At 68.3% G+C, this 12,938-nt stretch carries 12 protein-coding genes; 7 read left to right on the top strand and 5 right to left on the bottom strand.

Translation table 11 applies throughout. The annotated features are described in order from the left end of the window. Positions 1–6: 6 nt before the first annotated feature. The 3 genes from VGN58_RS18200 to VGN58_RS18190 all read right to left on the bottom strand — a co-directional run bounded on the left by VGN58_RS18200 (position 7) and on the right by VGN58_RS18190 (position 2,874). Entirely contained in the window at positions 7–1,407 is a 1,401-nt protein-coding gene (locus tag VGN58_RS18200) for a phospholipase effector Tle1 domain-containing protein (RefSeq protein WP_327484579.1), read from the bottom strand. Between the two features lie 16 nt (positions 1,408–1,423). Then, complete coding sequence (locus tag VGN58_RS18195; RefSeq protein ID WP_327484578.1) at positions 1,424–2,044, bottom strand: hypothetical protein; 621 nt, start codon at positions 2,042–2,044, stop codon at positions 1,424–1,426. Positions 2,045–2,223: 179 nt separating this feature from the next. Further along, positions 2,224–2,874 (bottom strand): YceH family protein, encoded by a 651-nt coding sequence (locus tag VGN58_RS18190; RefSeq protein WP_327484577.1) that lies wholly within the window; start codon positions 2,872–2,874, stop codon positions 2,224–2,226. Positions 2,875–2,987: 113 nt separating this feature from the next. Between VGN58_RS18190 and VGN58_RS18185 the strand changes: the two genes are divergently transcribed. The 4 genes from VGN58_RS18185 (at position 2,988) to plsB (ending at position 8,722) form a co-directional block, all read left to right on the top strand. Beyond that, positions 2,988–3,896, top strand: coding sequence for a 5'-nucleotidase, lipoprotein e(P4) family (locus tag VGN58_RS18185; protein ID WP_327484576.1), 909 nt, complete (start codon positions 2,988–2,990; stop codon positions 3,894–3,896). Then, a complete protein-coding gene (gene pyrF / locus VGN58_RS18180; protein ID WP_327484575.1) occupies positions 3,893–4,618 on the top strand; it encodes an orotidine-5'-phosphate decarboxylase in 726 nt (241 codons plus the stop codon). Before VGN58_RS18185 ends, pyrF begins: the two co-directional genes overlap by 4 nt. Positions 4,619–4,958: 340 nt before the next feature. Next, the gene (locus tag VGN58_RS18175) at positions 4,959–5,897 is read left to right on the top strand and encodes a hypothetical protein (protein WP_327484574.1); all 939 of its coding nucleotides are present in this window, start codon (positions 4,959–4,961) and stop codon (positions 5,895–5,897) included. A gap of 137 nt (positions 5,898–6,034) precedes the next feature. Continuing rightward, positions 6,035–8,722 carry a glycerol-3-phosphate 1-O-acyltransferase PlsB gene (plsB, locus tag VGN58_RS18170; protein ID WP_327484573.1) on the top strand — a complete coding sequence of 896 codons (2,688 nt, stop codon included), beginning with the start codon at positions 6,035–6,037 and terminating at the stop codon, positions 8,720–8,722. 22 nt (positions 8,723–8,744) lie between these two features. Here plsB and VGN58_RS18165 read toward each other — a convergent pair whose 3' ends face one another. Together VGN58_RS18165 and VGN58_RS18160 are read right to left on the bottom strand one after the other, a co-directional pair. Beyond that, positions 8,745–9,467: an N-acyl amino acid synthase FeeM domain-containing protein gene (locus tag VGN58_RS18165; protein ID WP_327484572.1), complete on the bottom strand. Its 723-nt coding sequence runs from the start codon at positions 9,465–9,467 to the stop codon at positions 8,745–8,747. 278 nt (positions 9,468–9,745) lie between these two features. Further along, positions 9,746–10,012, bottom strand: a complete 267-nt coding sequence (locus tag VGN58_RS18160; RefSeq protein ID WP_414710815.1) for a YdcH family protein — start codon at positions 10,010–10,012, stop codon at positions 9,746–9,748. Here VGN58_RS18160 and ttcA point away from each other — a divergent pair. From ttcA to VGN58_RS18145, 3 genes are all read left to right on the top strand, one after another. Further along, positions 10,011–10,925 (top strand): tRNA 2-thiocytidine(32) synthetase TtcA, encoded by a 915-nt coding sequence (gene ttcA / locus VGN58_RS18155; RefSeq protein ID WP_327484571.1) that lies wholly within the window; start codon positions 10,011–10,013, stop codon positions 10,923–10,925. The genes VGN58_RS18160 and ttcA overlap by 2 nt on opposite strands. A gap of 165 nt (positions 10,926–11,090) precedes the next feature. After that, complete coding sequence (locus tag VGN58_RS18150; protein WP_327484570.1) at positions 11,091–11,993, top strand: recombination-associated protein RdgC; 903 nt, start codon at positions 11,091–11,093, stop codon at positions 11,991–11,993. Between the two features lie 77 nt (positions 11,994–12,070). Then, the gene (locus VGN58_RS18145; protein WP_327484569.1) at positions 12,071–12,859 is read left to right on the top strand and encodes a SprT family zinc-dependent metalloprotease; all 789 of its coding nucleotides are present in this window, start codon (positions 12,071–12,073) and stop codon (positions 12,857–12,859) included. The last annotated feature ends 79 nt before the right edge of the window (positions 12,860–12,938 follow it).

Genomic DNA, 12,938 nt, shown 5'->3' with positions numbered 1-12,938 from the left:
GGACGATCAGCGCGCCAGCGCAGGCGGTTCGTCCCGCGTCGCCCCGACGGGCGCGAGCGGCGCCGGATCGCGCGCTGCGAGTTCCTTCCCTACTGTGGCCTGGAACTGTCTGGCCCAGGGTCCACGCAGGTACTCCTCCATGACCGCAGGCATCACGCTGGCCGGATCGGACGCGCCCGCGCGCGACGCCTTCGCCACCAGGTCGTTCAATCCTGGCCAGGGCTGGCCAGCGTCCTGCGGCGTCGCCTGAGCGGGGAGCGGGTTCGGCGCCGTGCGGCGCTCGAACCGGGCATCCAGTGCCTCGTCGATCGGCTCCTTGCGGTTGCAGTCGTCGACCACCGCCTGCCGGCAAAGCCGCTCCGGTGCCAGCGCTTCCACATGGTCGCGAACGCCGTCACGGTCGTAGCCGCGCGTCCCGTACAGGCCGCCCATGTGCTGGTCGGACCGATGGATCACGTACTGGTCGGGATCGGTTGGAAGCGGACGCTTCTCGAGATACGGCGTGTCGCTGAGGCGGTTGAGGAACTCGACGCTCAGGTTGAAGTTTTCTGTGCCCAATCCGTTCCTGGAATAGGTGTCCGCCATGTTGCCGTGAACTCCAGGGCGAATGAGGTTCAGGCTGCGGTCGTCTTCGCTGAATCCTGGTGCCACGTGCAGCGTCACCTTGAAGAGATCACGCCTCTCGTTCTCAGCCGTCAGCTGGAACGTCGTCAGCGTCGAGGGGGGTAAGCGGCGGTCGTGCTCCTCGACCCCCGTTTGAACGGGATCGATCAGCAGCGCCACCTGCGGCGTCAGGCCCGGCTGCACGAGCAGGGGCCGATCCGCATACTCGATGTGGGTGATAAGGTTCTCTCCATTCAAACGATAGTCCGCGCCTTCCGGATCGCGTATGCCTCGCTCATGGATCATGCGCTCGAGCGCAGCCACCTGCTCCCCGCCACGACTGAACCCCACGCCGGCGATGCGGATCTGCGCATCGGGGTCCTCTCTCAGCCATTCCTTGGCCCGCACGCAGAGCTGGAAGTAAGCCGTCTCGACTCGCTCGTCGAAGGTGTGTCCGAAACGCCCGTCGAGCAGCTTCTCCGGGATCCTGAGCAATCCATTCTGCGTGAAGGTGCCTTCCACATAACCTGCCGCGACTCTCGGCGGCCTGGTTTCTTCAATCTGCTTGTAGATCTTCGCGACCGTGCTCCATTGCGCAGGATCATCATCGAACAGGCTGTTCCCGGTCCCATCCAGACCTGCGATGTACAAACGTTCGTGCGGATTTCCTTCACGAAGAAAGAGGGGGATCCGAAGTTTCGACAGATCGGCCTCGGCCTGGCGGTAGCGTTCGCCGCGGACCTCTCCGATCCGCTCCACCTCTATCCTGCCGTCCCGATCCTGCGCCTCGTGACTCGATTGCATGGCGAGCGCTCCTTGCTCAATAGTTCCGGCTGAATACCTTGATCAGGTCAGCCCGGAAGTCGCTGTACCGGTTGTCCGGCTTCTGTAGCTCTTTGGTGGATATGTGCGCCCGCATGTAGACATTGATGGTGCGGTCGTTGACTTCGAGGATGATCGCCGGCAGCAACCCCGGTCCCGGCCCAAGCTCGGACATCTCGTTCTGTTTGACGTTGTGGCGGACCAATTCGTCCCTGAAGATTTCCCCGATGTCGATTTCCGCCTCGAGCGGCGTGCCGTCCTTGGACCGCCAGGTGACGCGAGCCGGCGGCGGGAAGTTCGGGATGGGGCCACGACCCGCACTCAGCAGCGTGTCGAGCGGTCGCCCATACGATTCGACCGAAGGCGATGGCCTGTCTTCCGCGCCATGCCTGAAACCGCGATAAAGGATTTCGCACGATTGGGTATTGAAGCAGTGGCCGCCGAAATAATGCGCCCTGAACTTCAGCGGCCACTCGGCGCCGACGTTGGTGTAGTGGCCTTCCGGCAACGCGGAAGAAGGGCCGGGTGAGGTCGATGTGGCCATGGTGGCGTGGCATCCTGTCGTGGCTAAGCAGATCAGCGCGCCGGTGGCGATACTCCGCATGAGGCGTCGTTCCATGAAGACGTTCCGTGCCGGGGGCGGAGCGAACGTAGCGCGACGCATCGCGCGATGCAACGTCGCAGCGCGCGTATCCGCATGTAGTTCGCGGACCCGCAGGCGAACACCGCGCCATGCATGCGGCCTCGAATGTGAACAACGCCTTGAACGCGCCTGGCGAAGATCGCGAAGACGGGCGCTCAGTCTCCGTGCGTGTCCAGCAGACGGGCAACCTGTTCACGCAACGCCGCCACCTCGCCCTCCAGCGCCGCGACGCGCGCTTCGAGTTCCGCATTCGCAGGCTCGCCTGCCGGTGCGGACGGCAGACGCGCGGCGATCGCGGCCACATCCACCGGCGCGCTCAACAGGTGCACGTAGCGGTCCTCGCGCTGGCCGGGGCCACGCGGGATCTGCACGACGAGCCCGGGTTGGCGCTGGATCAGCCGGTCGAGGTGATGACGCACGTCGTCGGCGTCGTTGAACTTGAACAGCCGCTCGCTGCGCGCGAGCAGTTCGTGCACCGTCTGCGCACCGCGCAGCAGCAGCAGGCCGAGCAGTACGGCCTGCTGTTGCGGAATGCCGAAGAACGCCGCGGTGCGGTGCTCGTAGCGCTCGGCGCGCGAGGAGAACACCTGCTTGGCCAGGCCCTTCTGCTCCAGCTGGCGCAGCGCGTGGTTCACCGCGCCCGGATCCAGCGCCATCACCGGCTCGCGCGCGGTCTTCTGGTTGGCCGCGGACTGCGCGGCGTTCACCGTCAGCGGATAGGTTTCCGGCGTGGTGGCCTCTTTCTCGATCAGGCAACCCAGCAGGCGGGCCTCGGCGGCGGTCAGGACGGGCGCGGTGTCTTCCATAGAGGAGTCGGAAACAGGAACGGGCCGGCAGGATAACCCGCGTCCCACCGCACCGACCGACGCGTGTAACACCGGTCGGCTAGAATTCCCGCACTTCCGGAATGGGATCTTCCATGCGCGTTTCCCTGCTCGCCGCCGGCCTGGCGGCTTCACTGCTGACCCTGGCCGCCTGCAAGCGCACCGAACCCGCAGCGGCGCCGGCCGATGCCGCCGCGCCTGCCGCCGCCGCGACCACGACGAAGCCCACCGGCACGCACGACAACCTCAATGCCGTGGCGTGGGTGCAGACCTCGGTCGAGTACCGCGCGATCACCACCCAGACCTTCCGCGCCGCCGCCGATCACCTGGATGCCGCGCTGAAGGAAAAGCACTGGGACGCCCTGGTGCCCAGCGAACGCGGCAACGCTGCGGCCGGCCTGAAGCCGGCCGTGGTGATGGACGTGGACGAGACCGTGCTGGACAACTCGCCGTACCAGGCGCGCCTGATCCGCGACGGCAAGGAATACGACGAGATCAGCTGGGACCAGTGGGTGGCCGAGAAGAAGGCCAAGCCGCTGCCGGGCGTGGTGGATTTCGCCAGGGCCGCCGCCGAGAAGGGCGTGACCATCCTCTACATCTCCAACCGCGCCGTGCACCTGAAGGACGCGACGCTGGCCAACCTGCGCGAGGCCGGCCTGCCGGTCGCCGACGACAGCGTGTTCCTCGGCCTGGGCACGGTGCTGGAAGGCTGCGAGCAGAACGGCAGCGAGAAGAACTGCCGCCGCCGCCTGGCCGGCCAGCAGTACCGCGTGCTGATGCAGTTCGGCGACCAGATCGGCGATTTCGTGCAGGTGGAAGCCAACACGCGCGACGGTCGCCAGGCGCTGTTCGACGAATACGACGACTGGTTCGGCGAGCGCTGGTGGATGCTGCCCAACCCGACCTACGGCTCGTGGGAGCCGGCGCTGTTCAACAACGCCTGGGACCAGCCGCCCGCCGCCCGCACGCAGGCCAAGCGCGACGCGCTGGACTACGCACCGTGACTGCACGCGGCCCCGTCGCGCTCGGCACGCGCGAGCGCCTGATCTTCGCGCTGGACGCGCCGTCCGGTGCCGACGCGCTGGCCTGGGTCGACCGGCTGGGCGATGCGGTGCAGTTCTACAAGATCGGCATGGAGCTGCTGGCCAGCGGCGACTATTTCACCGTGCTGGACGAGCTGGCCCGCCGCGACAAGCGGGTGTTCGTCGACCTGAAGTTCTTCGACATCCCCGCCACCGTGGCCGGGGTGATCGGTGGCCTGTCGCGCTGGCCGGTGACCTACGCCACCATCCACGGCTGGCATGCCGGGATGATGGAAGCCGCCGCCGAGGCACGCGGAGGCGAGCTGCGGCTGCTGGCGGTGACCGTGCTGACGTCGATGGACAGCGGCGATCTACGCGCCATGGGCATCGACAGCGGCGAACCGGCCGACATCGTCGTGCAGCGCGCGCTGGCGGCGCAGGCCGCCGGCATCGACGGGGTGATCTGCTCGGGCCAGGAGGCCGGCATGATCCGCGCCGCCACCGGACCCGGCTTCTCCATCGTCTGTCCCGGCATCCGCCCGGGTGGCCCGGTCGGTGACGACCAGAAGCGCACGGTGGGCGTGGCCGAGGCATTCGCACTGGGCGCCGACGCCATCGTGGTGGGCCGGCCGATCAGCCAAGCCGAGGATCCACGGGCCGCCGCCGAAGCGATACAGCGGGAAATCGCTGGTGTCGTCAATTAATTCAATAGCTTATCTGTATCTATTTCAGGTATTGCCTTAGCATTCGGGCGCAGGTAGGCTGTGCGCATCCGGCCTTCGGGCCGGAGATGTGCCACAACACTTCGTCCTCCGGCTTCGGCCGGATTTCAGGAGGTCGCGACGCCGCAAGGCGCCCGGCCTCCTTTTTTGTTTGAAGCGGGGAACGGGGAACGGTCTTTCCCTGCCGACGAGATATCCCCGGCCTCCGGCGTGTTTCATTCCCGGTTCCCGCCCCTGCCCCCTGCGCCACAACTGCGACGGCCGTGCTTGCCCGCCCCCGCGGCTCCCGCGAAGATGCGACGCGACTGGGGAGTCACACCGCATGAAGCCGAAGCCGTCCGCGTCCGTCCTGCGCGTGCTGGCAGCCCTCGGGCTGTCGCTGGCGGTGCTGGCTGCCTGCAAGAAGCGCGAACCCGAGGAACTGGCCGGCGCCGCGAGCCAACCGGCGGCGGCCGTGCGCCAGCTGGCCACCCATCTGCAGCACGACGACCTGGTCGGCTTCGCCCGTGATGCGGTGCCGCCCGCCACGCATGCGCGCCTGGACGCGGCCTGGCGCGCCGGCCACAGCCGCTGGCCGCTCACCGAACTGCCGCTGGACGACAAGCTGGTGCCGATGCTGGCCGCGCTGTCGGCCAAGGATGCGGAAAAGACCCTGCAGCGCAGCTTCGACCGCCAGTTCGCGCGCCAGGACCGCGACCTGAAGGAGGCCGCGCGCACGCTGGGCCTGTTCGGCGTGCAGTACGTGAAGAACGAGGGCGACTACACCCAGGAAGAGCGCGACCACTACGCACAGGTGATCGCGGCGCTGAGCGACTGGGCGCAGCGTGCCCCCCTCGGCGACGCCGCGCTGGCGCGCGCCACCCTCGCGCGCCTGGCCCCGGCCGCGCGCCGCAGCGGCCTGACCACCGAACAGGCAGTGAACGACGCCGGCATGGTGGCCAGCCTGCAGCGACTGACCCCGTTCTTCGTCGAGGCCAAGGCCACGTTCGCCCGCTACGGCCTGCCGCTCGATACCACTTTCACCGACCTGCGCACCGGCCTGGTCGAACAGACGGGCGACACCGCCACCGTGCGCATCCACTACCCGCTGGGCGAACGCGAGATCGATACCGTGGTCAGCCTGACCCGGCGCGACGGCCAGTGGTACCTCACCGACTACCTGCGGCACGCCGACGCGGTGCTGGCGGCCCTGCCCGCACCCGACACCGTGCCGCCCGCACCAACACCCGCGGCCGACCCCGACCCGCCCACCCCGCCCTGACGGCCCGCAGGTACCGGACGCCCTGTTTTCAACGACTTGCGTCCTTTCCTGCGGGGCGGATGTCGCGGCCGTGCCGGATGAACGACACCGGCCTGGCGCTGTAACCGCTTTCCAGCCGGCCATGGCCGTGGGCCATAATGCGGCCGATGCCTGAACAGAATTCCCTGCCGTTTCCGGACGGCCCGACGCCGACGCCGCCCCCCACGAAGTCCGGGGCGACGGACGCGCCTGCGCCCGGGGCGTCGCCGGATGCCCCTGTCCACGCCGACGCACCGGTGACGGCAGGCCTGCCGATGGCGCCTTACACCGCTGCACGCCAGGCCAAGCGCCCGCTGTGGGCACGACTGCTGGGCCGGCTGGCCGATCCGTGGCTGGCGCTGAACATCGAACCGGACGTGCCGGCCGACCTGCTGGATGGCCGCCCGGTCTGCTACGTGCTGGAAGACTACGGCCTGTCGAACGCGCTGATCCTCGACCGCGCCTGCCGCGACGCCGGCCTGCCTTCGCCGCTGGTACCGGTACCGGTCGGCGGCAATCCGCTCGGCCGCAAGCGTGCCTACGTGGCGCTGTCGCGCCGCAATGCCAGCACGCTGATTCCCGACCAGGTCAGCGCCAAGACGCATTCCGGTTCGCTGGCCAAGCTGCTGCAGGCGCACCGCGCCAGCCCGGCGCTGGACGTGCAGCTGGTGCCGGTGTCGATCTTCGTCGGCCGCGCGCCGGACAAGCAGAGCGGCTGGTTCTCGGTGCTGTTCTCCGAAAACTGGGCCATCGTCGGCCGTTTCCGCCGCCTGCTCGCCATCCTGCTCAACGGCCGCGGCACCATCGTGCGCTTCGCGCCGCCGGTGTCGCTGCGCAACACGGTAGACGAAGGCCTCGAACCCGAACGCACCGTCCGCAAGCTCTCGCGCGTGCTGCGCACCCACTTCCACCGCATCCGCGAAGCGGTCATCGGCCCCGACCTGTCGACGCGCCGCCTGCTGGTCGACCAGGTGCTGGCGGCCGAGCCGGTGAAGGACGCGATCGCCGAACAGGCCCGGCGCGACAAGTCCAAGCCCGAGGACGCATGGAAGAAGGCGCACGCCTACGCCTGGGAAATCGCCGCCGACTATTCCAACCCGGTGGTGCGCTCGGCCAGCTTCCTGCTGAGCCATGTGTGGAACCAGATCTACGACGGCGTGCTGGTCCACCACCTGGACAAGTTCAAGGAAGCCGCGCCCGGCCACGAAGTGGTCTACGTGCCCTGCCACCGCAGCCACATGGACTACCTGCTGCTGTCGTACCTGCTGTACGAACGCGGCATCGTGCCGCCGCACATCGCGGCGGGCATCAACCTCAACCTGCCGGTGGTGGGCACGCTGTTGCGCAAGGGCGGCGCGTTCTTCATGCGCCGCAGTTTCCGCGGCAATCCGCTGTACTCGGCGGTGTTCACCGAGTACGTGGCGCAGCTGGTCTCCGGCGGCTATTCGCTGGAGTACTTCATCGAAGGCGGACGCTCGCGCACCGGCCGGCTGCTGCCGCCGAAGGGCGGCATGATCTCGATGACGCTGCGTGCGTTCCTGCGCCAGCCGCGCAAACCGGTGCTGTTCCAGCCGGTCTACATCGGCTACGAGAAGCTGCTGGAAGGCACCAGTTACCTGGACGAGCTCAGCGGCCGGCCGAAGGAGAAGGAATCCATCTGGGCCGTGCTGTGGGGCATCCCCAAGGTGCTGCGGCAGAACTACGGCCAGGTGGTGGTGAACTTCGGCGAGCCGATCCCGTTGAACGACGCGCTGTCCAGGTACGCGCCCGAGTGGGACGGCAAGCCGGTCGGCGAAGAGGAAAAGCCGGCCTGGCTGTCCGACATCGTCGATGCGCTGGCCCAGCAGATCCAGGTCAACATCAATCGCGCCGCCGACGTGAACCCGATCAACCTGCTGGCGCTGGCGCTGCTGTCCACGCCCAAGCACGCCATGGGCGAGGCAGACCTGGTCGCGCAGATCGAACTGTCGAAGACGCTGCTGGCCGAACTGCCCTACTCCGACCGCGTCACCGTCACCCCGCATTCGCCGGACCGCATCATCGCCCACGCCGAGGAGATCAACATGCTGCAGCGGATCAAGCATCCGCTGGGCGATGTGCTGAGCGTGGACGACGACACCGCGGTGCTGCTGAGCTACTACCGCAACAACGTGCTGCACCTGTTCACGGCCTCGTCGTGGATCGCCTGCTGCTTCCAGAACAACCGCCGCATGAGCCGCGCCGGCGTGCTCCGGCTGGGCCGCACGCTGTACCCGTTCCTGCAGGCCGAACTGTTCCTGCCGTGGAGCGAGGACGAGTTCGTCGAGCGGATGGAGCGCACCATCGAGGTGTTCGTCCGCGAAGGCCTGCTGCAGCAGGTCAACGACGACGATGGCGGCATCCTGGCGCGCAGCGCCGGCCAGACCGACGAGGTGTTCCGCCTGCGTGCGATCGGCCACTCCCTGCAGCAGGCGTTCGAGCGCTACTACATCGCCATTTCGGTGCTGGTGAAGAACGGCCCCGGAACGCTGGGTGCGGCGGAACTGGAAAGCCTGTGCCAGCAGGCCGCGCAGCGCCTGAGCCTGCTGTACGCACCGGCCGCGCCGGAGTTCTTCGACAAGACCCTGTTCCGCGGCTTCATCCAGAAGCTGCGCGAACTCAAGCTGGTCTGGCCCGACGAGAACAGCAAGCTGCTGTTCGACGACCGCCTGGATGCGTGGGCGCGCGACGCCAAGGCCATCCTCGGCCGCGAACTGCGCCACACCATCGAGAAGGTCAGCCCGGAGGCCGCCAAGCCGGCCGAACCGGCCGCCGCGCCGCAGGACTGACCGCGCCGGCGGGCGCGCGAACTCAGCCGCCCAGGGCGTGGAACTGGCGCGTCAGCCACGCCTTGGCCGGCAGCGCGCGTGCGGGCTCGCGGATCAGCCGGTGCAGCGGTGAGCCGCATTCGGACAGGTAGGGCTCGTCCTCCATCACCAGCACCATGCGCAGCAGGTCGACGCCGCCGGGCAGGATCGCCGGCGGCAGGTATTCGCGGAAGCCGTAGTGCTCGAACACGCCATGCAGGAACGGCTCGCAGGCGATCAGGCAAAACTGGATGCGCGATTCCTGCGCCCAGCGGTAGACCTCTTCCATCAGCCGGTCGACCACCGGCTTGTTGCGCTGGTCGGCCTGCACGGCGAAGCGCGTGCCCACCGCCACCTGCGACAGCGGCCACGTCCGCGCGAAGTCGTCGATCTGGAACAGGTGGCCGTACTCCACCTGCACCGCCAGCGACGAGAAGTCGTGCAGGCGCAGCGTGGCGATCGCCTGCGTGGCCTTCTCCACGGCCAGGGTGGTGCCGCACGCGTCCAGGCCGTCGGCGACGCGACGGCTGCGGTCGCCGAACTGGCCCTGTTCGTGGAAATACACCTCGCGGCGCAGGCGCGGCACGTCGCCCAGCGGTTCGCCCGGCGCGATGCGCCGCATCCGCAGCCCGATGCCGGCCAGCGCCGCCTCGGCCGATGCCGACGCGATCCGCGCCTCGCGGGCGGACACCGGCATCCGGTGGTTGAACGGCTTGTCCTGCTCCATGCCACTCCCTCGCCACGGCGCGGCAGCGCGTGGCCTGTCATTGGGAACCGCGGCGCCGGCAGGACGGCAGACGGTCAGTCGGTCGGGGAAATCCCCACACCGGGCTACGAAGCAAACATCGGGCCAACTGCGCGCAGGGCCGCGCGCGGGCGGGAAACGACCGCCACGCGGCCTTCCGGCAGTGGCGATGCGCTTGAGGGATGGCAGGCACGCCGCCACGGGTGACGCCCAGCGTCAGATTCGGGCTTCGACCGGCCGGTTGGAACGACGCCGCAGCGTCAGGCCGGTTCGTCCGGGATCAGCGCGCTCTCCAGCCGGGCGATGCAGTCCTTCAGCCACAGCTTGCGCTTCTTCAGCCGCTTGATGGCGACCTCGTCGGCCTCCCCGTCCTCCACCAGGCGCACGATGGCGTCGTCCAGGTCGCGATGTTCCGTCCTGAGTGCGGCGATCTTCTCGGCGATGTCGGCGGGGCTGTCGATGTCCACGCGGCGAGCGTACACCGCCGACGGCGGGGGCGTCACCGCGCCCCGGTACAATGGCGCCATGAGCACCGTCCTGCCCTTGCCCGACCCCGTCCTGCGCCGTCCGGCCGCCGATCCGCGCCGCACCGCGCACGAGCAGGGCAAGCTGGCCAAGCGCCTGCGCCGGCAGGTCGGCCAGGCGATCGCCGACTTCGGCATGATCGAGGAGGGCGACAAGGTGATGGTGTGCCTGTCCGGCGGCAAGGACAGTTACACCCTGCTGGACATCCTGCTGCAGTTGCAGAAGAAGGCCCCGGTGCGCTTCGAGCTGGTGGCGGTGAACCTGGACCAGAAGCAGCCCGGCTTTCCCGAGCATGTCCTGCCGGAATACCTGGAACGCGTCGGCGTACCGTTCCACATCATCGAGCAGGACACCTATTCGGTGGTCAGCCGGGTGATCCCGGAAGGCAAGACGATGTGCTCGCTGTGCTCGCGCCTGCGTCGCGGTTCGCTGTACAGCTACGCCGAGGAGAACGGATTCACCAAGATCGCGCTGGGCCACCACCGCGACGACCTGGTGGCGACGTTCTTCCTCAACCTGTTCTTCCACGCCAAGCTCTCGGGCATGCCGCCCAAGCTGCTGTCGGACAACGGCAAGCACGTGGTGATCCGCCCGCTGGCCTACGTCCGCGAGGACGACATCGCCGCGTACGCGGATGCGAAGGCGTTCCCGATCATCCCCTGCAACCTGTGCGGCAGCCAGGAGAACCTGCAGCGCAAGCAGGTCAAGAAGATGATGGACGCCTGGGAGCGCGAGACGCCCGGCCGCATCGAGACCATCGCGCGCGCGCTGGGCGACATCCGTCCGTCGCAGTTGAGCGATCCCAGGCTGTTCGACTTCCTCTCGCTGGGCCATCGCGACGGCGCCACGCTGCCGGATGCGCAGGCATGGCTGGCGGGCGAACCGCACGCTGCCCTGGCGAACAAGGACACCTGACCTCGCCACACCCTCGCCGTCATCCCGGCGAAAGCCGGGATCCATCTTGCTCTTGCGCTTCAGCGCGCTGGCGGATGGCAGAAGCAGAATGGATGCCGGCTTTCGCCGGGATGACGGGCCAGCAACCACACGCATTCCCCTCATTTACCGGACTCTGATTCCCCGATGTTCTTTCGCAATCTGACCCTGTTCCGCTTCCCCACCTCCCTCGATTTCTCCCAGCTCGATGACCTGTTGCCCGAGGCCGCGCTCAAGCCGGTCGGCCCGCTGGAGCTGTCCTCGCGCGGTTTCATCTCGCCGTTCGGCCGTGGCGAAGAGGCGCTGTCCCACCGCATCAGCGACGCCATCTGGCTGAGCGTCGGCGGCGAAGACAAGATCCTGCCCGGTGCGGTGGTCAACGACCTGCTGCAGAAGAAGCTGCTGGAGATCGAGGCGAAGGAAGGCCGCAAGCCCGGCGGCAAGACCCGCAAGCGCCTGAAGGACGATCTGCTGCACGAGCTGCTGCCGCGCGCGTTCGTCAAGCCTTCGCGCACTGATGCGCTGATTGACCTGGAGCACGGTTTCATCGCCGTCGATGCGTCCTCGCGCAAGACCGGCGAGAACGTAGTGTCGGAAGTGCGCCGCGCACTGGGCAGCTTCCCCGCCCTGCCGCTGAATGCCGAAGTCGCACCGCGCAGCGTGCTGACCGGCTGGATCGCCGGCGAGCCGCTGCCGGAAGGCCTGTCGCTGGGCGAGGAGTGCGAGCTGAAGGACGCGATGGAAGGCGGCGCGGTGGTGAAGTGCCAGAACCAGGAGCTGCAGAGCGACGAGATCGCCAAGCACCTGGAAGCCGGCAAGCAGGTCACCAAGCTGGCGCTGGTGCTCGACGACCACGTGTCGTTCGTCCTAGGCGAAGACCTGATCGTGCGCAAGCTGAAGTTCCTCGACGGCGCCGTCGACCAATTGGAGAACACCGAGCACGACGACCTGCGCGCCGAGCTCGATGCCCGCTTCGCGCTGATGGCCGGCGAACTGAAGCGCCTGTTCCTGGTGCTGGAGCACGCGCTGAAGCTCAGCAAGGCGGAGTGACGGCGCCGCCGTGGAGCGGCGCCCGCTCCGCGCTCCGCGATGCCTTCGCCGCATACCGCTTCCGTTACCATCGCGCCATGCCGTCCCTGCTCCAGCGCCTCACCACCCGCACGCCCCGCAGCGTCGAACGCGATACCGTGACGCTGCAGCTGGAGGATGGCCGCGACGTGGAGGTGCAGCGGGTGCGCGATCCACGCGCCAAGCGGCTGAAGCTGAGCATCGACGAGCGCGGCGCGCGACTGACATTGCCCTGGCGTGCCAGCCTGGTGGCCGGCGAGCGCTTCCTGCAGCAGCACCGCGACTGGCTGGCCGAACAGATGGCCCGCCATGCGCCGGGCGACGACGCGGCGTCCTTCGTGGCCGGCGTCACCCCACACCTGCCGCTGCGCGGCGAGGACGTGCCGCTGCACTGGCACGAGGGCCGCTATGCCCGTATCGCGCAGGACGGGGATGGAATCCACGTCCACCTGCCCGCGCGCGCCAGCGACGCCACGCTGCGCCGGACCCTGCGCGCGTTCTACGAAGCCGAAGCACGCGCCGACATCGGCCGCTGGCTGCCGGCCTACCTGACCGGCCTGCCGCGTGCGCCGCGGCAGATCCGGCTGAAGGTGATGTCCTCGCAATGGGGTTCACTGGCGCCGGACGGCACGCTGACGCTGGACCTGGCGCTGGTGCTGGGCCGACCCTCGGCCTTCGAGTACGTGCTGGTCCACGAGCTCTGCCACCTGCTGCAGGCCAACCATTCGCCCGCCTTCTGGCGCGAGGTGGAGGCGCGTTTCCCCGACTGGCGGGACGAACGGGCATGGTTCCACGCCGAGGGCCGGCGGTTGAAGGCGCGCCTGCACCGGCTGCTGGTGGCCGGCTGAGGGCGAAAATCTTGATGTGAAACATCTCATGTCCGGAATGAGATGCACATCACGATTTCAGGGGCAGGCCGGGGCGGGC

It is taken from the genome of Pseudoxanthomonas sp., from assembly GCF_035999195.1.
Classification (GTDB): Bacteria; Pseudomonadota; Gammaproteobacteria; order Xanthomonadales; family Xanthomonadaceae; genus Pseudoxanthomonas_A.
Note: the sequence above shows the minus strand (reverse complement) of the source record. Positions and strands in the feature narration are given on the sequence as shown.

What these genes read in the sequence shown, in the direction of transcription:
- VGN58_RS18200 (WP_327484579.1), bottom strand. Translation starts at nt 1,407, where the DNA reads ATGCAATCGAGTCACGAGGCGCAGGATCGGGACGGCAGGATAGAGGTG.
- VGN58_RS18195 (WP_327484578.1), bottom strand. Translation starts at nt 2,044, where the DNA reads ATGGAACGACGCCTCATGCGGAGTATCGCCACCGGCGCGCTGATCTGC.
- VGN58_RS18190 (WP_327484577.1), bottom strand. Translation starts at nt 2,874, where the DNA reads ATGGAAGACACCGCGCCCGTCCTGACCGCCGCCGAGGCCCGCCTGCTG.
- VGN58_RS18185 (WP_327484576.1), top strand. Translation starts at nt 2,988, where the DNA reads ATGCGCGTTTCCCTGCTCGCCGCCGGCCTGGCGGCTTCACTGCTGACC.
- VGN58_RS18175 (WP_327484574.1), top strand. Translation starts at nt 4,959, where the DNA reads ATGAAGCCGAAGCCGTCCGCGTCCGTCCTGCGCGTGCTGGCAGCCCTC.
- plsB (WP_327484573.1), top strand. Translation starts at nt 6,035, where the DNA reads ATGCGGCCGATGCCTGAACAGAATTCCCTGCCGTTTCCGGACGGCCCG.
- VGN58_RS18165 (WP_327484572.1), bottom strand. Translation starts at nt 9,467, where the DNA reads ATGGAGCAGGACAAGCCGTTCAACCACCGGATGCCGGTGTCCGCCCGC.
- ttcA (WP_327484571.1), top strand. Translation starts at nt 10,011, where the DNA reads ATGAGCACCGTCCTGCCCTTGCCCGACCCCGTCCTGCGCCGTCCGGCC.
- VGN58_RS18160 (WP_414710815.1), bottom strand. Translation starts at nt 10,012, where the DNA reads ATGGCGCCATTGTACCGGGGCGCGGTGACGCCCCCGCCGTCGGCGGTG.
- VGN58_RS18150 (WP_327484570.1), top strand. Translation starts at nt 11,091, where the DNA reads ATGTTCTTTCGCAATCTGACCCTGTTCCGCTTCCCCACCTCCCTCGAT.
- VGN58_RS18145 (WP_327484569.1), top strand. Translation starts at nt 12,071, where the DNA reads ATGCCGTCCCTGCTCCAGCGCCTCACCACCCGCACGCCCCGCAGCGTC.